The sequence below is a fragment of the Rufibacter ruber genome (assembly GCF_014138425.1).
Taxonomy (GTDB): domain Bacteria; phylum Bacteroidota; class Bacteroidia; order Cytophagales; family Hymenobacteraceae; genus Nibribacter; species Nibribacter ruber_C.
This window is the reverse complement of record NZ_JACJIQ010000001.1, coordinates 173,959-197,733: the sequence shown is the minus strand read 5'-3', so window position 1 is coordinate 197,733 and position 23,775 is coordinate 173,959. Positions and strand designations below refer to the sequence as shown.

The window sequence follows — 23,775 nt, the reverse complement described above, 5'->3', positions numbered from 1 at the left end:
TGAATTTTGAACTAAATCAAATATTTTATTGCTTAGGAGAAAATAACGAATTTAAGCCTATCTTTGAGATAAGAAGCTAAACCCTAGACTTTTATAGCACTATTCCATGAAACGTTTACTAAAAAAGGTGGTAACGCCTTTCCTGCCTAAGTATGAGGTAACTACTACTACCTACCAGATCATTCCGGGCCTGCCGGTGACTAAGAAATTCTCCAGACACCCGTTTGAGCGCGGCGCCGGTAAAGAAGCCAAAGAGTTCTATGGGAAAGTAATTTCTTCAGAGTTCACTAAGAAGCTGGCCCCGGTTGAGGTGCACCTGAAAGTAGCCGGGTTCACTATTCAAAAAGCCCAGTTTGGCCCGGTGGAGAACCTGAACAAGAAGAAGATTGCCCACCTGGCCTAAGCGCCTTGTTGGTATCAGAAGCCGGGAGTGGTTCCCGCAGGGAGGAATTACAGGAAAACACCCCTCCCTACCCCCACCCGCATTGGGCTTTCTGTTTTCGACCTGCTTTTTTGAAAACAGGCTGAAAACAGCCTTCCGCACCCGCCTCTTTCTCTCAGCAGCAAGAGGCGGGTGTTTTTTATTCTACTGCCCAATCCTCAATTTTTCCCTGTCAGGAAGGGGCTGGCTGGAGAGGAAATAGTTTAATGATATTTGTGTAGAGAAATCTTTCAAAGATCCAGCGCAGCCAGATAGATGGAAGAACGGGCTGTTTGGCAAGGATGGAGGCGGCCCTACAGCGGCAGGTGCCCGTAGCACTCCCCCTGGCTTCTGGCTGTTAGTGCCGGTAATGAAAACAGCCCGAAGACATTTCTGTTTTCGGGCTGTTTTTTGAAAAAAAGGGTTAAAACGGCTTGTTGGCAGTTAAATCTGCCTTTTGCGCGGCAAACGGCATCAAAAGAACCTGACTTCTTTTTCCCGCACCATTGCTTTGCTGCTCATAAAAGGCTCCGCCAGAAACTTTTGCTCCCCATCTACGCCTGCAAAAGCAATTAATACAAAACGCTTAGCCTTCGGCCTCTGCCCCCTCTTTGCTTTTGCTGCCAATGGTAGGCTTGGCGTTTGGGTTCAGGTTCCAGTCATTGTTCAGGACTGAGATGACGTGGTTGGCGGTCATGTCAAACTGGCACGGCACCACTGAGACGTAATTCTGGGCCAGGGCGGCCTCATCTGTATCATCGCCTTTGTCAAAGTTCACGAAGTTGCCGGTGAGCCAGAAATAGCTTCGGCCGCGGGGGTCCAGGCGCTCGTCAAACTCCTCCTCCCATTTGGCCCGGGCCTGGCGGCACACCTTGATGCCCGCTATCTCCTGCTCAGATTTCTTGGGGAAGTTCACGTTCAACGCCACCCCCGCGGGTATGCCAAACTCCAGCGCCTGCCGCGTAATCAGTTCCACGTATTCTTCTGTGTGCGAAAAGTCAATGTCATGCCCATAGTCACAGAGTGAGAACCCAATGGCGGGCAGCCCCTCAATGGCCGCCTCAATGGCCGCCGACATGGTGCCGGAGTACAGCACGCTAATGCTGGAGTTGGAGCCGTGGTTGATGCCACTGACCACCAGGTCAGGCTTACGGTCTCTGAGCACGTGGTGCTTGGCCAGCTTTACACAGTCTGCGGGCGTGCCAGAGCATTCATAAGATTCCACATCGCTGAAGGCGAGCGAGCGGTCCAGCCGCAGGGTGTTGCCAATGGTGATGGCGTGCCCCATGCCTGACTGTGGGCCGTCTGGTGCCACTACCACCACCTCGCCAATCCGTTTCATCACTTTCACCAGCGTGTGAATACCGGGGGCGGTGATGCCGTCATCATTTGAGACTAAAATCAAAGGCTTCTTCTCCATAGTTGTCAGATTTACGGGGTCAAGTTACCTTGAATACGCACCAACGCCAAAAATGTGGGGTGCAACTTGCGCGGCGGCCTTGCGTTATGCCGCAAGAACGTGTACCTATGCCGTTCAACTTCAGAGTTATGAAAAAGACCACCCTACTTCTCTTTTCCCTGCTCACGCTGGCCGCCTGCAACAAAGGCGAAACCTCTGGCCAGAATGAGCAGGAAGCCCAGTTAGAGGAGGCCGCCACTAACGTAGAGGAGGCCGCCGCAGAAGACACCGCGCAGTCACCTGCCGGGGCTGAGACCCCGGCCCCAGCCCCGGTGGAGCTGCCAGACGAGCCCATGCCCGGCGCCACCTCTACGGCCTCTGCCGCCCCTTCTGCGGCCAACCCGCTGTTCAACTTCACCCTTCGGCCCGGCCAGGCGGGCGCCGTACAGGTGGGCATGAACATAGCTGAGGTGAAGCGCCAGTACGGCGAGACCAAACTGCGGGAAACCACCCTTCAACAGGAAGGCACTGACACCAAGGCATATGAGGTTTTAGGTGAGCGCCGCCGCACAGACCTGGTGGTAGAGCAGCAGTGCAAGGGCACCACCTGCAAAGTCTACCGCATCACCGTCATGAACCCCGCCTTTAAAACCGAGAGCGGCCTGGGCATAGGCAGCACCATGGCAGACCTGAAGAAAAACCTCTCCATTTCCAGCATTGGGGTGGGCGAAGGCAAACTGGTGGCCATCTCTGAGAATGCCCGCATGAGCTTTGTCTTAGAGACCGCCACTATTCCTTCTTCTAAATGGGCCAACCTCAAAGTCAATGATGTGCCAGAGTCAACCCCAGTCACCAGTATTCTGCTGTACTAACCGCGGCACTTCTGTGACCACGCACGTCTGTTTTTGAGCTGATTTCTGAAAAACAGCTCCAAAACAGACGCTTATAAAAACCACAAAAAAGGAGACGGCACTGGCCGTCTCCTTTTTTGTGGAGGCAGGTTCTTACTTAGCCATTTCTTTCAGCGCGGCGGCACTGAACGACTTCTGGTTCAGCTTGGCGTACTTCAGGTCCTGGCTTCCGGTGAACTGGGCGCCACTTACCTTCATAGGGTCTGAGAGGTGGGCGTACTTGAAATTTGCCAGCCCTGCAAACGTTGCTTTTCTGAAATCTGCCCCTTCTGTAAAGTGGGCGTATTTGAAGTTGGCCTCTTCTTCAAAAGTGGCCCCGTTAAAGTTTACCCCTTCCGGGAACTTCACATATTTGAAATTGGCGTCTTCTTTGAACCTTGCCTGGCTGAAGCTGACCCCGCCCCTGAACTTGCTGTACTTGAAGACTGCCTCTTCTTTAAACGAGCTGCCGGCAAAAGAGGCCGCCCCCCTGAACTCTGAATACTTGAAGGCGCTTTGCTGCTCAAACGTGCAGTTCTCAAACTTGACGTCTTGGGCAAAGTGGGTGTTGTAGACTTCGTTTTTGCTGTTTCGGTTCACCAGCTTTTTCAGGTCATCAACGCCGTCTACATTATCTGGGTTGAAATACGCCAGTACATCGCCCGTAAATGTGCAGTTAGAAAAAGACAATGGGGCGGTGACGGTGCTCACGTACTCCTTGCTGTCCTGATCCGCCGCTACGTCCCTTCTGGGTTTGAGGGTCTTGTTCTGCAGCTGGGTCAGATCCAGCTTTCCGGAGATGGTGACCCCGCTGTAACTTACGGCCTCGCCGCGGTTGATCCTGGCAAGAACCTCAGATGCCGGAACGGTTTTCTGCGCCCACGCCCACGCCGGGAGCACAAGTACGGCAAACAATAAAAGGAGGTGTTTTTTCATATTGTTGAGTAGAGCATCTGGTGAAACAGGTGAAACATTTAGAAACTGGCGGCGTCTGCCTTCCGTTAAAACAACCACGGCAAGATCGCTTCTTTCCAGTAGTTTTCTGAAGGCCCACCTGAGAAAGACAGCAAGAAGGCGGTCTGGTTGCACGACATCAGAAAAATTATGCTAGTTTTCTGCTGTTTTCAGAAAAGAAGCCCCAAAACAGAATTACACACCCCAATCTACATGGTTTTCTTCAAGAATCTGTACCGCTACCAGCAGGAAGGCCTGCTGCTTCTCAGAATAGGCATTGGCCTTATGTTCATCCTGCACGGCTGGCCCAAGATCACGGGCGGACCTGAGACGTGGGCGCAGATTGGCGGTTCTATGGGAAATCTGGGCATTAGTTACGCCCCTACGTTTTTTGGGTTTATGGCGGCGTTCGCCGAAGCCGTGGGAGGCCTGTGCCTGCTGCTGGGCCTGTTCTTCCGCCCCATGACGCTGCTGCTGTTTATCACCATGGAGGTGGCCACCATTCACCACATCACCGCCGACGACGGCTTTGGCGGCTATTCCCACGCCCTGGAAGCCGCCATCCTCTTCCTCAGCCTCTTCTTCATCGGCCCTGGCCGCTACAGCCTGGACCAAGCCTGGTTTGGCGGGGAAGCTCAGGAGTACGAATAGTGCACTTCCCTTGGTCTCTTTAAGTTACCCATGCCGGCGCAGAGACCCGCAGGCTCTCCAGATGGTTTCAGCTATTGCTGACTGCTGAATGATAGAACCGGGTCGAGGCCTGGTCCAGTGGCCTAGGATAGGGCGAGTCTCTATACTTTTATGGAAATGTGAGCAGGTGAGCAATGGGTAGAACCCACCCCTGCCCCTCCCAGGAGGGGAGTATCAGAAATGCGTAGGGAAAGGCCAAGACCTGTCCGTACCGTACCAAAGCGGGAATGCGTGCCCTCCTGTGTAAACATCCCCCTTCGCCCCCTTCAAAGGGGGAGTAACGGAAGGAGTCCTGAGTCAAGAGTTCTGAGTTATTTATTCCGCTCTGGAATTCCAGCACGAATAAACCAGCACTGCGCATGGTCGCTGCTAGGCAGCGAGGGTAGTCAGAGACTACCCGTCATCACCTGGCACGAGTCTGCAGACTCGCGCCAGCAGGACCTGCAGCAGCAGCAGCTGATGCAGCCACTAACAGTCTGCCACAGACTTCCACCACTCATGCCCCCGACTGATGTGCGCAGCACGGGCTCGCCTCAGGCTAGCGGAACAGCAACTATAACCTACTAAAGCAGCAGTAAACAGTAAAGCTGATCAGGAAAGGAACAGAAACCAGTCCTGCCGGTGAGCGCCTCTGTTAATACGGTGCCGAAGGCAACGCCAAAGGCGTAGTTTTAACAGCAGTGCGAACCGGCAGGACGGGGCCTCGCGGCCGTGAGCGCATAGCGGAAACCATGAAACAATAAAGGTATTTCGCACCGGAGCAAACGCCACAGCCAGGGGAACAGCAAACCACCCATTCCCGCAGCAGCAAGCAAACCAATCTGCCATTACAACCGCTTAGGACACATTGCCCCGGCAGAAGCCCCTCCTCCCTTTACATTTCCCCGCAGAATCCCTAACATTACCGCTTCAATCAACCACACACCCATGCTGCTTACTTTTTTAACCGTTCTCGGCACCCTCTTCCCCACCACCCCAGCCGAAGACTGGAAGACGCCCTACGAGAAAAGCAACCGCAACACCACCGCCACTTACCAGGAGTGCATCAGCTATTACCAACGGCTGGATGACGCGTATCCGGAGGTAAAGATGACCCCCGTGGGCATGACTGATGTAGGCAAGCCCCTGCACACGGTGGTGATCTCCACAGACCAGGATTTTGACCCGCAGCGTGTGCACCGCAAGGGCAAAACGGTGCTGCTGGTGCAGAACGGCATTCACCCCGGCGAGCCCGAAGGCATTGACGCCTCCATGATGCTGGCCCGCGACCTGCTACAGGACAAGAAACTCAGAAAGCAGCTGGACAACGTGGTGGTGGTGATCATTCCCATCTACAACGTGGGCGGCGCCCTCAATAGAAACAGCCATACCCGCACCAACCAGAACGGGCCGGAGAGCTACGGCTTCAGGGGCAACGCCCGAAACCTGGACCTCAACCGCGACTTCATCAAGGAAGACTCCAGAAACGCCAGAACCTTTGCCACCATCTTCAGGACCTGGGACCCCGAGGTGTTTGTAGACAACCACACCAGCAACGGCGCCGACTACCAGTACACCATGACGCTCATCCCTACGCAGCACAACAAACTGGGCGGGGCATTGGGGCAACTTCTGAAACAGCAGATGGTGCCCACGCTGTACCAGAACATGGAGAAGCGCCAATGGCCGCTGGTACCGTACGTGAATTCCCGCGGTGAAACCCCGGAGTCGGGCATCTTCGGGTTTATGGAGTCCCCCAGATACGCCACCGGCTACACCGCCCTCTTCCAGACCCTGGGCTTCGTGCCCGAGACGCACATGCTGAAGCCGTTTGACAAACGGGTGCAGTCTACGTATGACCTCATGCTGGAATTCCTGGACTTTGTGGCCAGGAACGGAAAAGCCATTCAGGCCGCCCGTGCCCAGGACCGCGCGCAGGTGCTTACCCAGCAGCAGTTCCCGCTGAACTGGGCGCCAGACACCACCCAGGCAGAAACCATCCAGTTCAGGGGCTATGAGGCCAGGTACAAACCCAGTGCCGTGAGCGGGCAGGAGCGGTTGTACTATGACCGCAAAGCCCCCTTCACCAGACCGGTAAAATTCTTTGACACCTTCCGCCCTACCGTGACCGTGACCAAACCTGTAGCTTATCTTATTCCGCAGGCGTGGGGCGAGGTGGTGGAGCGGCTGCAGCAGAACCAGGTAGAGCTGAAGCGCCTCACCAGAGACACCGTGCTTACGCCAGAAGTCTACTACATCACTGACTACAAAACTGGCCAGCGCCCGTATGAAGGCCATTACCTGCACACAGACGTGCAGGTACGCAAAACGCAGATGCCCATCCGGTACTACGCCGGTGATTACGTGGTGTACCTGAACCAGGTGAGCAACCGGTTTCTGGTAGAGACCCTGGAGCCGCAGGGGGTAGACTCCTACTTCGCCTGGAACTTCTTTGACTCCATTCTGGGCCAGAAAGAATATTTCTCAGCCTACGTGTTTGAAGACCTGGCCGCCCAGTACCTCAAGCAAGACCCTAAGCTGAAAGCGGCACTGGAGGAGGCCAAAGCCAAAGATCCCGCCCTGGCCAAAAGCGGAGCAGCCCAACTGAACTTCATCTACCGGAATACGCCGCATTATGAGAATACGCACCTGCGCTACCCGGTGACCCGGTGGCAAGGCGGCGCATTACCCGTGCAATAAGCCTGGCCAGTAGCAACAACAGCCTCTCCGGCTTCTATTCCCTTGGTGCTTATCCTGTTTTGGGCCTGTTTTTCAGAAAACAGCCCCAAAACAGGAATTAGTTTGTGCCTTTCGGCCTCCCTCCTCGCAATTCTGCCAAATCCTTCTAGCTTTGTGTAGTCTTGCAACTATTCTCTAACCAAAGACCATTTTGGCAAACGTATTAGACATTCAGGGGCTGAGCAAGCGCTACGGCAGCGTGCAGGCCCTGGATCAACTGACTATTGGCGTGCCGCAGGGCAGCATCTACGGGCTGCTGGGGCCAAACGGAAGCGGCAAAACCACCACCCTGGGCATTGTCCTGGATGTGATCAACGCCTCCGGCGGAAGTTTCAGGTGGTTTGGCGAACCTCTCTCCAAGGCGACCAAGCGCCGTATTGGGGCACTGCTGGAAACCCCCAACTTCTACCCCTACCTCAGCGGCGAGGAGAACCTGCGCATTACCGCAGATGTCAAGCGGGTAGACCACAGCCAGATTCAGCGGGCGCTGGAAATGGTGGGGCTGGCCACCCGGAAACAGAACAAGTTCAAAGGCTATTCACTGGGCATGAAACAGCGTCTGGCCATTGGCGCGGCGTTGCTGGGCGACCCTGAGGTACTGGTCTTAGACGAGCCCACCAACGGGTTAGACCCGGAAGGCATTGCCGAGGTGCGGCAGCTCATCCTGAACATTGCCGCGCAGGGGAAAACCATTCTGCTGGCCAGCCACCTCCTGGACGAAGTAGAGAAAGTCTGCACCCACATGGCGGTTCTGCGCAACGGCAAACTCAAGGCAGAAGGCCCGGTGGCGTCTATCATGGCCACCAATGACCTAGTATTCATCAGCGGCGGGGCACCGGCAGAGCAACTGCTGGCCGTGGCCCAGAGCCTTCCGTTTGTGTCTGAGGCCAGAATCCTGAACCACCAGGTGCAGCTGGTGCTGCAGACCGGGGTAGACAGCTCTGAGCTGAACCGTGCCTTTTTCACGCAGAACATAGCGCTGGGCCAGCTCACGGTACGCAAGAAAAGCCTGGAAAGCCAATTCATGGAAATCATCAAAGCCGACAAAGCATGACCTCCCTTTTAAGAATAGAGCTGAGAAAGCTCCTGCCCTACCGCACGTTCTGGGCCATACTGGCGGTGTTTGTGATTCTTCTGTTCGTGATTCTGTACGGCAGCAGCAACGTGACCATCAACGGGCAGTCTGCGGGCGCCACGTTTTACAAGTTCCCAGACATCTGGCCTAAGCTCACCTACATTGCCAGCTATTTCAACCTGCTGCTGGGCATCCTGCTCATCATCACCATCACAGACGAGTATTCGTTCAGAACCATCAGGCAGCAGGTGATTGACGGCTACACCCGCGCAGATGTGGTGCAGGCCAAGTACTCAGTGGTGCTCCTGCTGGGCGTGGCGTGCGCGTTGTATGTGTTCCTGCTGGGCCTTCTCTTTGGCATCGGCTTCGCCGATGAGGTGGCCACTGACAAGATCCTGACAGATGCCCAGTTTGTCTTCTATTACCTGGTGCAGGCCATTGGGTACATGTCACTGGCCATGCTCTTTGGCTTTCTGGTGAAGAAAAGCGGTCTGGCCATTATGGCGTTTCTGCTGTACGCCAAGGTGGTGGAGCCTATTATTCATTACAAGCTCCCAGACTCTTTAGACAAGTATTTCCCCATGAAGGTGCTTTCCAGCCTCACCCCCATGCCGGGCAAGGAGATGTTTGAAATGGTCACCGGTGCCTCAGAGGCACTCACACCGCTGGAGGCTTTGTTACCGGCGGTCCTGTATATCACCCTGTTCTGCCTGCTAAGTTACCTGCTCCTCAAGTCCCGTGACTTGTAGCAGCTCTCTGTTTTGGGGCTATTTTCCCAAAAACAGGCCAAAAACAGAAATCCCCGCCAGACTGTGCCTGGCGGGGATTTCTGTTTACGCTTCTTCAATAGGAATGCCTGAGGAAATCAATGTTCTTCAAACAGCAGGAAACCGTTAAGAATTCTTTACGTCTGCCTGTGAAATGCTCCCGAAGTAGCTGATGATTTTAGCCAAGTCTGGCAGGCTGGTATACTTCAGCTTGTTCTGCTTGATGTAGCTTTTCATCTGGCTGTTCTTCTTCCCAAACAGTACTTCCAGGTCTTTCTTCACGTTCCGGAGTTCCTTTACTTTGCCGCTGGGCAGCAGCACAAAGAAATTGTCCATGCGCTGGTCCACGTACATAGGCCCCCCAACCGGATAGCCGCCATACGCCCCGTACCCTCCCCCGTACGGACGGTAAGCCGGATCACGGCTTATGTCCCGCCGGGTCATGGTCTCGCGGCGCAGCAGGCTGTACTTGCCAGACACAATCTGCTCAAAAAACGCGGGAGCCAGGAAATCACTGTAGTCATTGCCCATGTTCCAGCGCTGGGTCACAAACACGCGGCGGTAACGCCCGTCATTGTCTACCGCTTCAAAGCCCCGCACCGCAACGGGCGCGTACGCCACCACCGCCCCGTTGGGTTTGGTGATCTTGACAAGGTCTTCTGTGCGGTGATAGGTGATCTTTCCGTTCACAGAATCTCCAGTTGCCAGATACACTCTCCCGAGCGGCCATTCATCTACCAGACCGGTAGATTGCGCCATGGCACCAACTGCCCCCAGGCAGAGCACCATTAAAAGTCCGTACACTTTTCTTACCATCGTCTTCTGGTTTGTAGTCCCCTGAAAATATATCAAATATGCTATACTTAAAAAAGCAGGAGAAAGTTAAACTTCGTCAGCTTTTAATAACGATAACGCGCTATTGGTATTGTAGTTGCGCCTTCTTGATTTCATGCAATTATGGCAATGTCCTACTTTCATTTGGCTGAATACCATGTTCTCTTGCCCCTATCCTTAAGAGGAAAGGCTACCCCAAAGCACAGACACCACCGCTGAAACGGTCTTCACTGCCTGGGAATTTCTGTTTACGCCTCTGGCTCGCGGCCCCCCCCCTGAGGTAGCCTTCGGGATGGCGCAGAGCGCCCTGTTTCAGTTTCACATTGCAGCCCACTGGCACCTAGGCCCAGCGGCACAGAAAATTTCTGTTTTGGGGCTGTTTTCCCAAAAACAGGTCAAAAACAGAAACACCTGCATCTGTTTGCGGCCATGCCTGTATGCCGTTTGATTGAAAGCCACCAGCGGGAGAAAGCAGTTGGGCAGGAAACACCGCCTTTGGAGGGAAATGGATCACAAAGACCTTCCAGCCACCATATCCAATACCAGAAGGGTTTTAGCCGGAATGCAAGGGTAACCGCCAAACCACCCTGCCTAAACACAGAGGGCGGAAATAAAATTTCCGCCCTCTGTGTTTAGGAGTGTTTCAGAATCTCATGCCCCAGTTTGTCCCGCTTGGTGGTCAGGTAGCGGGAGTTGTGTTCGTTGGGGGCAATTTCAATGGGCAGCTGCTCTACAATCTCCAGGCCGTACCCAATCAGGCCGGTACGCTTGCGCGGGTTGTTGGAGAGAAGCCGCATTTTGGTTACGCCCAAATCACGCAGGATCTGCGCGCCCACACCATAATCCCGCTCGTCTACGCCAAAGCCCAGCTGCACGTTGGCCTCTACCGTGTCTAAGCCCTGCTCCTGGAGTTTATATGCTTTGAGTTTGTTCAGCAGGCCAATGCCGCGGCCCTCCTGGTTCATGTACACAATAACCCCTTTGCCCTCCTGCTCAATCATTTCCATGGCTTTGTGCAACTGCGGCCCGCAGTCACAGCGGCAAGACCCAAAGATGTCACCCGTCACGCATGAAGAATGGACACGCACCAGCACCGGCTCGTTTTCTTCCCAGGTGCCTTTTACCAAGGCCAGGTGTTTGGCGTTATTGCTGCGCTGGGTGTAGGCATAGAGGTCAAAGTTGCCCCAGTCTGTGGGCAGCTCTACGGCAATCTCACGGTCAATGAGGCTTTCCTTCTGCAGGCGGTACTGAATGAGGTCTTTGATGGAGATCAGTTTCAGGTTGAACCTTTCAGCAACTTTCTCCAGGTCTGGCATGCGGGCCATGGTGCCGTCTTCGTTCATGATCTCTACCAGCACTCCGGCCGGGGCTAAGTCAGCCAGTCTGGCCAGGTCTACAGCGGCCTCTGTGTGACCCGCCCTTCTGATCACCCCCTCCTTACGCGCGCGCAATGGGAAAATATGACCGGGCTTGCCCAGTGAGGCGGGATCTGTGGTGGGGTCTGCCAGTGCCAAAATGGTTTTGGCACGGTCTGAGGCAGAGATACCCGTAGTACAGCCGTGGCCCAGCAAATCTACTGACACGGTGAAAGGGGTGGCGTGCAGCGCCGTGTTGCGGCCTACCATCAATTCTAAGCCTAGCTCATCACAGCGCTCCTCGGTGAGCGGGGCGCAGATCAGGCCGCGGCCGTGCGTGGCCATGAAGTTGACAATCTCAGGGGTGATCTTCTCAGCGGCGCAGATAAAGTCGCCTTCGTTCTCGCGGTCATCATCATCTACCACAATCACCACTTTCCCGGCCTTTATATCTGCTATTGCGTCTTCTATTTTGTCTAGCATTTTCTTATGCATCAAGTAATAGGCACTTTTGGCAGGACAGCTGCGCCTGCTTTTCTATTGCCTTGCGGCACAAAGATAGCGGATTTTAACTGTGAAAAGCGACTAACCTAACATGTGTTAGGTTTAGAAAAGAATACTGCTGTTTTTGCCCTGATTTGGGAAAAACAGGCCAGAAACACTCAGCAGGCAATCACAGTAGACACAAAAACGCCTGCTGGGCTCCTTAAAGGGCCGCAGCAGGCGCTGGCACACAAAAAAGCATTACATTTTCTTCAGAACAGGTAATCAGAAATGGGTTGGGTTAAAGGGAGAAAAGGTAGACAAAGGCGGCCCCGAAGGTGGTCTGGCTCTTTTTGGAGAACGCGCCGTTAGAGTCTTCAAAGAAGGCGTCTTTGGCTTTGTCAAAGCGCACCTCTGGCTTGATCAGGAAATTGCCGTCTGCCAGTTTAATGTTTCCGGTGAGGGTGTAGGAGGCTACTTCCAGGGGACCCGAGTAGCGGACTCCTTCCGGGTCAGAGAAGTACTCCCCCCTAACGCCTACCCCTATATTTTCTGAGAGGTCATAGTTCAGGTACAGCGCCCCGCCTTTCCAGACAGCGTCTTTTGACCACGGGTCTTCTGCGCTTTCAGTGCTGGCCCCTGAGGAGAACGTGCCGTGCGCGGCGTTTACGCCCACTTTCAAGGAACTGGTCATTTGGTAAGAGGCTGTTACATCAAACAAACTGGTGTAGCTGCCCCTGGTCTCGCCAAAGTAAGAGAGGGACTTGTACTCATCGCCGCCAATCCAGTTCACGTAAATGCCCAGGCCGTCTGTGGGCGTGAGGTGCACCTGGGCCGTCACAGATTTCTTGTCATTGAGGTCGTTGAGACAGTCCCAGCCATTCACCAGGCCCAGCATGAACCCTATTTTGGCGTTGGGGTTGTAGTCCAGCTTAGCGCCGGTATGGTAGAAAGGCCCGTTGCCAAACAGGTAAGAGAGGCTGTAGTTGTAGTTGAGCGGCGCGTCAATGAGCTCATAGCCAATGTGCGTGCCGTACTGCCCCACCGTGAACTTGAACTTGTCTGTCAGGTCATAGGCAATGTACGCCTGTTTGATGATGCGCGCCGTTCCCTCATTCCCGAAGTTGGCCAAATCTGCATTGGGCCCAAAAATCAGGTCTGCCACCACCGTTGCCTTGCCTCTGGTGTAGGTCATAGCCGTCTGCACCAGCCCCAGGGAGAAATTGTTGTGCTTGAGGTCAAAGATGCGGCCGCGGTTCACGCCAGACTCCGGCCGGTTGGTGTTGTACTGGAAGTAGGTATCGGCGTAGCCGCTGAGGCTAAACTTTCCTTTGGCTTCTTCTACTGGTAATTCTTGGGCAATGGCTATATTTGCACTTGCCAGGAGCGCAGCGGCTGAAATGGATAAAAGTTTTTTCATCTGTTAGGTTTGGTTAGGAATATTTTGGGAAAAGTGTTCAGGCTGGAACCCACCGGTGGCCCCCCTCAAATTGCCGTTTGAGAAACTGGGGATCACCGGAAAGAACTAGCGGTAATTAAACAGACACGTTGAAAGAGCCCAGACAGCAGCGGCCTCTTAGCAGAAGGTAAGAGCAGGGGTAATGTCTAGACCACATTATCCCCTGTTTTTACCAACCATGTCAAGGAGTTGTAAGCAGTATTTAAGCGGTAACCGGTGCTCTGCCGGGAACCGGCGCCACCAGCACTTCTTCTTTTTCTGGCATGCTGATCTCATACCCTGGCGCGTTAATGTCTGGGTAGGCGTGCATCTTGTGCTCGTGAATATCCAGCCCTTCTACCTCTTCCTGCTCGCTCACCCGTATGCCCATGGTTACCTTCAAAACAAACCATACCGCCAACGCGAACACAAAGCTAAAACCACCCACGGCCCCTACGCCTACCAACTGGCTCAGAAGCTGCGCAGGCCCCGCCAGTTTCCCAAAGATGCCAACTGCCAGCGTACCCCATACCCCACACAGCAGGTGCACTGATAAGGCGCCCACGGGGTCATCTAGTCTCAGTTTATCAAACATCACTACGCCCAGCACCACAATAGCCCCTGAGATAAGGCCAATCAGGACAGAATCAACCACGCCCATCTGATCAGCACCCGCCGTGATGCCCACCAGGCCCGCCAGAATGCCGTTCAACACCATGGTCAGGTCGCCGGTTTTGAACATGATGTAAGACATGAAGCAACCGCCCACCGCACCGGCCGCCGCCGCCAGGCTGGTCATGACCAATACCCTGGAAACCGCCCCAGGTGCTGCAGAAAGCACTGAACCACCGTTAAACCCAAACCAGCCCAACCACAGAATAAATACCCCAATGGTAGCCAACGGTATGCTATGCCCGGGAATAGGTTTGATCTTGCCATTCACAAACTTGCCAATTCTTGGCCCCAGCAACAGAATACCGGCCAGGGCTCCCCAGCCGCCCACTGAGTGCACAATGGTAGAGCCGGCAAAATCATAGAAAGGCGTGGCCAGCGTGTTCAGGAAGCCGCCGCCCCATTTCCACATGCCTACCACAGGATAGCAGATCCCTACAAACAGCAGGGAGAAGATCATAAAGCTGGACACCTTAATGCGCTCTGCCACGGCACCAGACACAATGGTGGCGGCTGTGGCCGCAAACATACCCTGGAAGAGGAAATCGGTCCAGAAGGTGTAGCCTGCGTTGTAGGCAGAAGTCTCACCGCCTTCAGGCAACGGAATACCAAACCCGGCAAAGCCGAAAAGCTTCCCGGCAAAATCTGCCCCCGGGTACATCAGAGAAAACCCCCACAGGGCGTACGCCAATAAACCAATGGGGGGAATCATGCTGTTCTTAAACAAAATATTGACCGTGTTCTTAGAACGGGCCAGGCCAGACTCCAGCGTGGCAAAGCCCAGGTGCATGATGAAAACCAGGAAGATGGAAACCATCATCCAAACGTTGTTGATGACAAACAAATCTGTTGACATAGTGTAAAAATTTAGTTGATAGAAATGAGTTAGTTTGGTTGCAGTGAGAAAAGAGAATTAAAGGGCCAGTTCACCAATTTCACCAGTCCTGATCCGGATTACCTCCTCCAGGTCCATGATGAAGATCTTACCATCTCCCACCTTGCCCGTGTTGGCCACCTTTAGAATAATAGACACCACCGTGTCTACCTGGTCATCTGTCACAATGATCTCCACCTTGGTTCTGGGAATAAACCCTACATGGTAGGCAGTTCCTCTATACACCTGGGAGGAGCCGTGCTCCAACCCAAACCCTTTCACATCATAGGTAGACATAAACGGAATCCCTATTTCTGCCAGGGCATCATACACATCCTCAAATTTGGATGTTCTGATGATTGCTTCAATCTTCTTCATAAACTTAGATGTTAAATTATGGTATGTTTTTAAAGAGCCTTATCTCTGTATTTACTATTAATTTATAAAAATACCCCCTAAAGTCAATAGCTATACCAAACAAAACTCATCATTCCCAGCCCAAACACCCCTTTATTTTAAAGGCATCACCATCAGTTAAATCCTCAGAAAAGTTTATAATAATTTTTATTAATCCATATATTTTATAAAATCTATACAGGACAATCGGTTGACCGGGAAAACTTGATAAGGGGAAAGGCAGCGAAGGAAGATGTTTTGAGAAATTGTTAAGTAGCCACCTGCTCCGTTCAGGATATTTAAACTGATGGACTGCCTGCCCTACAAACTGAAAATATTTTTCAGTGGCAACGCATTTTTTTTCATCTGAGCCTGTACACAACCCTCCCTCCTGCTGAAGAGCCTTTGCGGGAGAAGGGGTAGCCCGTTTCCTTTAAATGCCCGGGGCAGAGAATTGAACCAGCCCCACAGATTATGATTTTTTAAAGACACTACAGAAAAAGAAGCTATTCTTATAGAAGACCGCCTGCACAAAACCCTAACACACAGCCGTTAGCCCAGCTTACATTGCGCAGTTCTGAAACCAACCTCAACAGGAATAGCAAAAATAGAAGTTAGGCTTTGCCCAGGCCGGGCAGAGCAGCAACAGGGGAGAACAGGAGCAGCGTGTAGAAATACCCAATAAGGCATAACCGTTAAAGCCGTTGCGTTTTTGGCCTGTTTTTCAGAAAACAGGCCAAAAACGCAACGGCTTTAACGGTTATCTATGTTTAAAAGGAGAACGCTGCTACCCCTCTTCTTCCTTGAACAGCTGCTGGAACATACTTATTTGGGGGGAAGTCCCTAAGAGGATCAACACATCATCTGCCTGCAGACAGATATCAGCGTCTGGGCTGACCAGAAACTCGCTCCCGTTCCGGTTCAGGCCAATGAGGGTGGCACCGGTACGGTTGCGCACATCTAACTCCCGAATGCTCAACCCCTCCAAATCCCGCTGCAGGCGGTTGAGGTGCACTTCCTCCAGGTGCATCTTGTTGGGCCCGGTGCCGTTGAGCAGCTCCAGGAAATGAATCACTTCTGGCTGGGTGATCAAACTGGCCATGTGGCTGCCGCCAATCTCATCTGGCATGACCACATAGTTGGCCCCTGCCCTGATCAGCTTCTGCTCAGTGGTTTTCTCAGAGGCGCGGGCAATGATCTGCAGGCTGGGGTTTAGCCCGCGGGCCGTTAATGTGACAAACACATTGTCTGCGTCTTTGGGGAGCGTGGTGATGAGGGCCTTGGCCTGCCGCACCCCGGCCCGTTCCAGCAGCTCATCTTCTGTGGCATCACCGGTGAGGTAATGCAGGGAGTTACTTATCAGATGCTTACCTGCCAGCAGATCCACATTGGTCTCTATCACTACAATCTGCTCCTGGCTGGCCAGTAGATCGCGGGTGGCCTTCTGGCCGTTCCGCCCGAAGCCGCAGACAATCACATGCCCGCTGTAGCGCTGAATTTCCCGTTCGTTCATATAGGTTTTCCAGATGGTTCTGAGTTCGCCTTCAAAAAGGTACGTGGTGATCACTGACACCGTGTAGGCAATAATGGCCAGGTTCAACAAAAGATAAATAGAGGTAAACAGGCGCCCCTCGGGCGAAAGCGGGTGCACTTCCTGAAACCCCACCGTTGACACGGTGATCACGGTCATGTAAAAAGCCTCCAGCAGGGTGTATCTCTCCAGCAACATATAGGCCGCCACCCCCGTCAGGAGACTGGTCACCACCAGGCCCGTGGCCCAAAACAACCGGTAGAGTTTGAGCTGCTGCCACATAGCCTATCTGCTGATCACTATACCCAACATGTCTGCAATCTGCTTTTCAAACTCTTTGAGGGTTTTGATGGTGCGCAGGCATTTGTCTACCTCCTGGTCTTCTTTGAGGGTGGCCAGCCCGTCCATCTGCTCCTTGATCATGAGCTGCACGTTGCGCCATTTCAGCCGGAGCACCTCCCGCTCTGAGCCATACGTGACCAGGTCACTCTCATGCGGCACAATGATCTCATGCGTGGCCCAGCCGTTGCTGATCTCGTACTTCTCACTCACCAGGTCAATCACCTCGTTCCGGATCTCCTTCTCCTCATGCTGCATGAATTCTGTGGCCGTGGGAAAGAAACCTTGCTCCAATTTAAGCCGACACATATCAAAAAGGCGGGCGTAAATAGGTGTTTTGAATTCCACATCCTCCAGCTCACCCAGCATAAACTGGCTGGCGGTGAGCCCTTCGTCTACCTCTTTGTCAGCGTAATTGAGAATCCACCTAATCACTTCGCGCTCGCGGTTGCGGAGGGTGTTGTGCTGGTCTACCTCCTGCTGGTCCTCAGCCCCGTACATTTCGGCCTCGGCCGCCGCTGCGGCTTCCGCCTCGGCCAGTTCCTCATCACTGGGCATATACCCCGAAGACGGCTGTGACTGCTGCCGTGACGCCTTCTGCTCAGTGAGGTGAATCTTGTTGTACTCAGAGATAAGCACCTGCTCATCAATGCCAAACTGCAGACTGCACCGCTGCAAGAACACAGACCGCTTAATGGCGTCCGGGATCTTAGAGATAGACACCACCATCTCCCGGATGGCCTCGGCCTTTTTAACCGGGTTGTCCTTCGCCTCCTGGGCGAAGAGCTCAGATTTAAAGGATATGAAGTCCTGGCTATGCTCCTTCAGGTAATTTCTGAACGCGGTGTCACCCACTTTCCGGATGTAACTGTCCGGGTCGTCGCCGTCTGGGAACAAGACCACGTTCACGTTCAGGCCGCCTTCCAGAATGAGGTCAATTCCGCGCAGCGAGGCTTTGATACCCGCCGGGTCGCCGTCATAGAGCACCGTGATGTTCTTGGTGTAGCGGCCAATGAGCTTGATCTGGTTCTCAGTCAAAGACGTGCCCGAAGACGCCACCACGTTCTCAATCCCACCCTGGTGCAGCGAGAGCACATCCAGGTAGCCTTCTACCAGAAAGCACTCGTCTTCCTGCCGTATGGCCTGCTTGGCCTGGAACATGCCGTACAGCACATCACTCTTGTGGTAGATGCGCGACTCTGGCGAGTTGACGTATTTAGGCGATTTCTTGTCGTTGCTCTTGAGCGTGCGCGCGCCAAACCCAATGGTACGGCCAGACACGTTGTGGATGGGGAACATGACCCTTCCCCTAAAGCGGTCATACTGCTTGCCTTCCTCTTGTTTGACAATGGTGAGGCCGGTTTCCTCCAGGTATTTGAGTTGGTAGCCTTTCTCCAGCGCAGCCTTGGTGAAATCATCCCAGCTGTCCAGGCTGTAGCCCAGCTCAAACTTCTGGATGGTGGCCTGTGACAGCCCGCGCTGCTTGAAATACGGCATGCCAATGCTCTGCCCCTCGTCATTCTTGTGCAGCGCGTTGACAAAATACTGCTTGGCAAAGTCAGAGAGAATAAAGAGGCTGTCTTTCTCGTTCTGGGCCTGCACGGCCGCCGGGCTCTGGTCTTCCTCTATCTCAATGCCGTACTTCTTGGCCAGGTACCGCAGCGCCTCCACGTAGCTGGTACCCTCAATGTCCATGATGAACTGCACCGAGTTGCCCGCCTTGCCGCACCCGAAGCACTTGTAAATACCTTTCTTGGGCGCTACGCTGAAGGAGGGCGATTTCTCATGGTGGAACGGGCAGCACGCCCACATGTTCTGGCCCTTCTTCTTCAGATCCACAAAATCTCCCACCACCTCCACAATGTCGGCGTGCTGGATGATCTGGTCAACAACTTCTTTCTTTATCAGGGCCATGGGTACTCTGGGGTAAGCGGTAAGTAGACAAAGATACTTTTAAAAGTGGTTCGTTGGTAGTTGCCCGAGATTAGAAGGCGGGGCAAAGGGAACAAATGCTGCCGTTTCGGCCAAGGCCGGAAAAAAAGAAAAAGCCAGCTGGGGGAGCTGGCCTTGACAGGGAATCGTTTTGACGCTGTTTTGAAAAAAACAGGCCGGAAACAGCTTTTGTTTATTAGTTTACAGACGAAGCCTCATTTACGGTGGTTTAACACAAGGTTACCTTTCTATTTTGGCAGCCAATTGCTTCACAATGTTTTTCCTAAGAAGATACTTATTTGGTTAGGCTTATAATCCCCGAAGATTTCTACTTCCTGATAACCTGATTTTTTGTACAGCTTCAACGCACTGAAATGTTGGTTCCCGGTTTCCAGGCAAATCTTTTTCACGTGCTGTTGCTTGGCGTAGGCTTCCAGAGCCTGTAAGATTTTCCCGGCAATGGACAAGCCGCGGTAGTTTTCCTCCACATACATCCGTTTCACCTCGGCATAGCCATCTAGTAGTTTTACCGCTCCAATGCCCGCTAGCGTCTCATTTACAAAAGCGCCCACCATAAAGGCATGGTTCTTTTCAAGGATTTCCGGCGGCTCCAGGGTGCACATTTGCCGGCCGTACAGCGCTATTTGGTACTGGTTCAACTTTTCTATCAGGGCCACTACGTTTTCATGGGTGGGCAGCACCTGTTTCACGTGCACTTCTACTTGGGACGACGTTGGTGGTAGCATGGGCTTTCTGGCAGTTCCATATATAGACTCATCTCCGCTGGCTAAGGTTGCATGATGCAGCATTCCTGTTTCCGGCTTACTTTCTGTAAACCAGCCCCAAAACGCTTTTGGTAGCTTGTTACCCAGATAGTTTGTACCTTTGTCTACGCGACAAAAGCGCATTTTTTACCATGGCTATTACCCAGGAAGACGTATTAAAAGCCCTCAGCTATGTAGAGGAACCAGACCTAGGCAAAGATTTGGTGACGCTCAACATGATTGAGGATGTACAGATAAACGGTCTGGAGGTCACCTTCACGGTGATTCTGACCACCCCCGCCTGCCCGCTCAAAGAACTCATCAAGAACGCCTGTATCAGGGCCATTCACACCATGGTGAGCAAAGACGCCCACGTGACGGTGAACATGACCTCCCGCGTGACCTCGGCCCGCCAGGACAACCAGGCGCTGCTCAAAGGCGTGAAGAACATTCTGGCCGTGGCCTCCGGCAAAGGCGGCGTGGGCAAGTCTACGCTCACCGCCAATCTGGCCGTGGCCTTGGCACAGTCCGGAGCGAAAGTGGGCCTGGTAGACGCTGATATCTCGGGGCCAAGTGTACCTACCATGTTTGGCGTAGAAGATGCCCGCCCCAACGTGTACCGCATGCCAGACGGCCGCAACCTCATTGAGCCCATTGAGAAGTACGGCATCAAGCTCATGTCCATCGGGTTCCTGGCTCCTGCCGAAAGCGCGGTGGTATGGCGCGGCCCCATGGCCAGCTCGGCGCTGAAGCAGTTTATCACGGAGGTAGACTGGGGCGAACTGGATTATTTATTAATTGACTTACCTCCGGGAACCAGCGACATCCACTTGACGTTGGTACAGACAGTACCGGTCACGGGCGCCATTATAGTGACCACGCCACAGAAGGTGGCCATAGCCGATGCCGTGAAAGGTTTGCAGATGTTCCGGCAGCCGCAAATCAACGTTCCCATACTGGGGCTGGTGGAAAACATGGCGTATTTCACCCCGGCTGAGCTTCCTGAGAATAAATATTATATCTTCGGGCAGGGCGGCGGACGTGAGTTGGCAGAGCGCTACGGCGTACCGTTCATTGGTGAGGTACCCTTGGTACAGAGCATTAGAGAGAGCGGCGATATGGGCGCCCCGCAGATACTGCAGGAAGGCAGCCCGGCCTCACAGGCGTTTGAAGGAGTGGCACAGGAAGTGGCCCGTCAGGTTTCTGTACGGAACGCCAGCCTGGCCAAAACCCAAGTAGTAGAAATTAAAGCGTAAGGATATGGCAGAAAGCGCATACAATGAGATTTTACTCCAGCAAGTGGAGCAGGCCCTGGACACCATCCGGCCGTACCTGAAAACCGATGGCGGCGATGTAAAGGTGCTGGAGATTACCGAAGACCGCGTGGTACAGCTGGAACTGATGGGTGCCTGCGGCTCCTGCCCCATGTCTGCCATGACGTTCAAAGGCGGCATTGAGCAGGCCATTATGCGCGCCGTGCCCGAGATCAAAGGCATTCAGGCGGTGAACCTCACCCCGATGGACGTATAGACGAGTTTTTAATAGTTGTTCAAAGCCCACTAATGGTAGAAGCGCTTGCCTCTGCTGTTGGTGGGCTTTGCGTTTTCGGCCTATTTTGGCGAAAACAACCCCAAAACGCAGCTGTAGTTCTGCTTCCATTCAATTTTACCCTTTACTAAAGGAGATACTCCCCCTTTGAAGGGGGCGAAGGGGGATGTTTACACAGGAGGGTACGCATTCAAAGTCTTCTGTTTCAGATTTCCCCTCTGTAGAGACCAGGCACCGCCTTGTCTCTTACGCATTGCTGATTTGTGTGTGTGTTTGTGTCACTGGTTCTCCTTCTGCTTTTGGAACTGCTTTTGCTCCCACTACCTTATTGCCAAACTTCTAACTGCATTTTCATTCTGCCACTGTTTGTCACTTTTCTTCTTGATGCTCAACCTAACCAAAAGAATCAAGAAGCCCCTGACTCGCTGCCGCTCAGACAAGAGGGGCTTCATTTATTTTCGCACCTGGCAACCGCTATCTGTTCCATTGTTTCTGTAGCCACTACAGGTTTGAACTGTCTGCCCGTGCTCCCGCTAAGCGCCTTCGTGCCTGGCGGCACTGCGTTGCCCGCTCCCGCAGGCACTGGAAAGGAGGTTGTGCGTTTTGGAGCTGTTTTCAGGAAAATAGGCCAGAAACGGCAAGGTTGGGATGCAACTTTTGGTATGAGCTACTTTCTCGCTTCTACTTTCTATGGCGCGGAAGTTACTTCCGTGACGTACAAGGTTTGCTGATACTCCTTCGCTGGCGCGAGCTTGCAGCTCGTGCCTACAAGTGCAGGGTAGTCTCCAGACTACCCTCGCGGTAACGCCGCGAAACTGCGCATTCCTAAACAATTTATTGAGTGTTCTATATGAGAGCACCCTCTTTGCTCTCTGGAGACACACAGCACAAGTGGCCCTGCAAGCTCGCGCCAGCGCCTTATTCTTTGCAATCAACAATTAGCCATTCAAAGAAGACCTCATAGCGTGCGCAGTACCTGCGAGCGTCTGTGCCAACTGCTAATTCAATCCTATAACTGAGTTTAATCCTGAAAATCCTGCTTCAACCGCCTCTCCCTCATCCTAACCTTCTACCAGAGGGAGAAGGGACACCGCTATTTGCGTTTCCGGGCTGTTTTGGCCAAAACAGGTCAAAAACGGGGCTGGGCAGAAAAAGCACAAATCAACCTAATGCTGAAAATCAACCCGTATCCTGAAAATCCTACCCAAACAATCACCCGTTCATTTCCCGTATAGATTTTTATCTTTGTTGACCAACCTACCTGCGTGACCTATGCTGAAAACCAACGACCCTTCGCTGCATTCCTGGATACAGATTTCCCCTGAGTGCCACTTTCCTATCCAGAACCTGCCCTTCGGGATTTTTCAGGCCCCGGACCGTGACGCGCGGGTGGGGGTGGCCATTGGCGACTATGTGCTGGACGTGTACGTGCTCACGCAGCACCGCCTCTTTGACATGCTGGACATTGTGGATCCCACCGTGTTCCACCGTCCTTATTTGAATGACTTCATGGCCTTGGGCCGGGATATCTGGCGGCAGGTGCGCGGGCGTATTTCTGAGCTGCTGCGCAATGACAACCCCGAAATCAGGGACAACCGCTCGCTCATGGCCGAGTGCCTGCTCAAGCAAAAGGAGGTGCAGATGCTGATGCCCGTGCGGGTGCCCAACTATACAGATTTCTACTCCAGCATAGAACACGCCACCAACGTGGGCACCATGTTTAGAGACCCGGCCAACGCGCTGCTGCCCAACTGGAAGCACCTGCCAGTAGGCTACCACGGCCGTGCCTCGTCTATCATTCCTTCGGGCATGCCCGTGAGAAGGCCCAAAGGCCAGGCCAAACCCGCCGATGCGGATGCCCCCACCTTCGGCCCTACCAAACAGCTGGATTTTGAGCTGGAGGTGGCGTTTATCACCGGGCAGCCCACGCAGCTGGGCACCTCCCTCACCACCAAAGAGGCCGAGGAATATATCTTCGGGTTGGTGCTCTTCAACGACTGGAGCGCCCGTGACATTCAAGCCTGGGAATATGTGCCGCTGGGGCCGTTTCTGGCCAAGAATTTCGCCTCATCTGTTTCGCCGTGGGTGGTGACGTTAGATGCGCTGGAACCGTTCAGGGTGCCGGGGCCGGTGCAAGACCCCAAGGTGCTGCCGTACCTGGAGTTTGAAGGCAACAAGAACTTAGATATCAATCTGGAAGTGACACTGCAATCGCCCACGCTGCCGCAGGAGCAGGTCATTTGCCGCTCCAATTACAAGCACCTGTACTGGAACATGAACCAGCAGCTGGCGCACCACACCGTGAACGGCTGCAACATTGAAGTGGGTGATATGTACGCCTCCGGTACCATCAGCGGCCCTACGCCAGACTCGTATGGCTCTATGCTGGAACTCACCTGGCGCGGCACCAAACCGCTGCAACTGCCAGACGGCTCTGAACGCAAGTTTTTACATGATGGGGACGTGGTCACCATGCGCGGCTACGCCGAAAGAAATGGCGTGCGCATTGGTTTCGGCGAAGTACGCGCCGAGATTCTGCCAGCTTTGTAAACCTATATTCCCTTTTTAAGTTGTCATCCTGAAAGGAACTTGCGGGCGAGCTAGAAAAGCTTTGTTCATATTTGATGACCGTTCGCCACCTGTTCCGCAAGATTCTTCCAGCATGACAAAAAAGGCAAGAAACGCCACTTGACGG

General features: G+C 53.5%; 20 protein-coding genes. 10 read left to right on the top strand and 10 right to left on the bottom strand.

Annotated features, from left to right (window positions below; all coding sequences use genetic code 11):
• Positions 1–106: 106 nt before the first annotated feature.
• On the top strand, positions 107–403 hold the full coding sequence (locus FHS90_RS00790; protein WP_066829977.1) for a hypothetical protein: 297 nt from the start codon (positions 107–109) through the stop codon (positions 401–403).
• 604 nt (positions 404–1,007) lie between these two features.
• Here FHS90_RS00790 and surE read toward each other — a convergent pair.
• Entirely contained in the window at positions 1,008–1,841 is an 834-nt protein-coding gene (gene surE, locus FHS90_RS00785) for a 5'/3'-nucleotidase SurE (RefSeq protein ID WP_182511211.1), read from the bottom strand.
• A gap of 128 nt (positions 1,842–1,969) precedes the next feature.
• On the opposite strand from surE, the gene FHS90_RS00780 reads away from it, so the two are divergent.
• Positions 1,970–2,692, top strand: a complete 723-nt coding sequence (locus FHS90_RS00780) for a hypothetical protein (protein ID WP_182511210.1) — start codon at positions 1,970–1,972, stop codon at positions 2,690–2,692.
• A 132-nt stretch (positions 2,693–2,824) separates the two neighbouring features.
• Here the strand turns inward: FHS90_RS00780 and FHS90_RS00775 are convergent, their stop codons facing one another.
• On the bottom strand, positions 2,825–3,646 hold the full coding sequence (locus FHS90_RS00775) for a pentapeptide repeat-containing protein (RefSeq protein ID WP_182511209.1): 822 nt from the start codon (positions 3,644–3,646) through the stop codon (positions 2,825–2,827).
• Positions 3,647–3,877: 231 nt separating this feature from the next.
• Here FHS90_RS00775 and FHS90_RS00770 point away from each other — a divergent pair, with 231 nt between their 5' ends.
• The 4 genes from FHS90_RS00770 to FHS90_RS00755 all read left to right on the top strand — a co-directional run bounded on the left by FHS90_RS00770 (position 3,878) and on the right by FHS90_RS00755 (position 8,896).
• Entirely contained in the window at positions 3,878–4,315 is a 438-nt protein-coding gene (locus FHS90_RS00770; RefSeq protein WP_182511208.1) for a DoxX family protein, read from the top strand.
• A 966-nt stretch (positions 4,316–5,281) separates the two neighbouring features.
• Positions 5,282–7,033: a M14 family metallopeptidase gene (locus FHS90_RS00765; RefSeq protein WP_182511207.1), complete on the top strand. Its 1,752-nt coding sequence runs from the start codon at positions 5,282–5,284 to the stop codon at positions 7,031–7,033.
• Between the two features lie 190 nt (positions 7,034–7,223).
• Complete coding sequence (locus FHS90_RS00760) at positions 7,224–8,126, top strand: ABC transporter ATP-binding protein (protein WP_182511206.1); 903 nt, start codon at positions 7,224–7,226, stop codon at positions 8,124–8,126.
• The gene (locus FHS90_RS00755) at positions 8,123–8,896 is read left to right on the top strand and encodes a DUF2705 family protein (protein ID WP_182511205.1); all 774 of its coding nucleotides are present in this window, start codon (positions 8,123–8,125) and stop codon (positions 8,894–8,896) included. The genes FHS90_RS00760 and FHS90_RS00755 overlap by 4 nt, the downstream gene beginning before the upstream one ends.
• A 144-nt stretch (positions 8,897–9,040) precedes the next feature.
• On the opposite strand, the gene FHS90_RS00750 is transcribed toward FHS90_RS00755, so the two are convergent.
• Positions 9,041–9,730, bottom strand: a complete 690-nt coding sequence (locus FHS90_RS00750) for a hypothetical protein (protein WP_153042547.1) — start codon at positions 9,728–9,730, stop codon at positions 9,041–9,043.
• 650 nt (positions 9,731–10,380) lie between these two features.
• Positions 10,381–11,586, bottom strand: coding sequence for a bifunctional 3,4-dihydroxy-2-butanone-4-phosphate synthase/GTP cyclohydrolase II (locus tag FHS90_RS00745; protein WP_182511204.1), 1,206 nt, complete (start codon positions 11,584–11,586; stop codon positions 10,381–10,383).
• 114 nt (positions 11,587–11,700) lie between these two features.
• Here FHS90_RS00745 and FHS90_RS00740 point away from each other — a divergent pair, with 114 nt between their 5' ends.
• The gene (locus FHS90_RS00740) at positions 11,701–11,871 is read left to right on the top strand and encodes a hypothetical protein (protein ID WP_182511203.1); all 171 of its coding nucleotides are present in this window, start codon (positions 11,701–11,703) and stop codon (positions 11,869–11,871) included.
• A 16-nt stretch (positions 11,872–11,887) separates the two neighbouring features.
• On the opposite strand, the gene FHS90_RS00735 is transcribed toward FHS90_RS00740, so the two are convergent.
• The 6 genes from FHS90_RS00735 to FHS90_RS00710 form a co-directional block, all read right to left on the bottom strand.
• The gene (locus FHS90_RS00735) at positions 11,888–13,006 is read right to left on the bottom strand and encodes a porin (RefSeq protein WP_182511202.1); all 1,119 of its coding nucleotides are present in this window, start codon (positions 13,004–13,006) and stop codon (positions 11,888–11,890) included.
• A 241-nt stretch (positions 13,007–13,247) separates the two neighbouring features.
• A complete protein-coding gene (locus FHS90_RS00730; protein WP_182511201.1) occupies positions 13,248–14,552 on the bottom strand; it encodes an ammonium transporter in 1,305 nt (434 codons plus the stop codon).
• A 57-nt stretch (positions 14,553–14,609) separates the two neighbouring features.
• Positions 14,610–14,948 carry a P-II family nitrogen regulator gene (locus tag FHS90_RS00725; protein WP_066829949.1) on the bottom strand — a complete coding sequence of 113 codons (339 nt, stop codon included), beginning with the start codon at positions 14,946–14,948 and terminating at the stop codon, positions 14,610–14,612.
• A gap of 805 nt (positions 14,949–15,753) precedes the next feature.
• Entirely contained in the window at positions 15,754–16,779 is a 1,026-nt protein-coding gene (locus tag FHS90_RS00720; RefSeq protein ID WP_182511200.1) for a potassium channel family protein, read from the bottom strand.
• Between the two features lie 3 nt (positions 16,780–16,782).
• Positions 16,783–18,750 (bottom strand): DNA primase, encoded by a 1,968-nt coding sequence (gene dnaG, locus FHS90_RS00715; protein ID WP_182511199.1) that lies wholly within the window; start codon positions 18,748–18,750, stop codon positions 16,783–16,785.
• A 287-nt stretch (positions 18,751–19,037) separates the two neighbouring features.
• Positions 19,038–19,514 (bottom strand): GNAT family N-acetyltransferase, encoded by a 477-nt coding sequence (locus FHS90_RS00710; RefSeq protein ID WP_182511198.1) that lies wholly within the window; start codon positions 19,512–19,514, stop codon positions 19,038–19,040.
• Between the two features lie 170 nt (positions 19,515–19,684).
• Here FHS90_RS00710 and FHS90_RS00705 point away from each other — a divergent pair, with 170 nt between their 5' ends.
• The 3 genes from FHS90_RS00705 to fahA all read left to right on the top strand — a co-directional run bounded on the left by FHS90_RS00705 (position 19,685) and on the right by fahA (position 23,630).
• A complete protein-coding gene (locus FHS90_RS00705; protein WP_182511197.1) occupies positions 19,685–20,788 on the top strand; it encodes an Mrp/NBP35 family ATP-binding protein in 1,104 nt (367 codons plus the stop codon).
• 4 nt (positions 20,789–20,792) lie between these two features.
• Positions 20,793–21,062, top strand: coding sequence for a NifU family protein (locus FHS90_RS00700; RefSeq protein WP_182511196.1), 270 nt, complete (start codon positions 20,793–20,795; stop codon positions 21,060–21,062).
• 1,290 nt (positions 21,063–22,352) lie between these two features.
• Positions 22,353–23,630 carry a fumarylacetoacetase gene (gene fahA, locus FHS90_RS00695; protein WP_182511195.1) on the top strand — a complete coding sequence of 426 codons (1,278 nt, stop codon included), beginning with the start codon at positions 22,353–22,355 and terminating at the stop codon, positions 23,628–23,630.
• Positions 23,631–23,775: the final 145 nt, after the last annotated feature.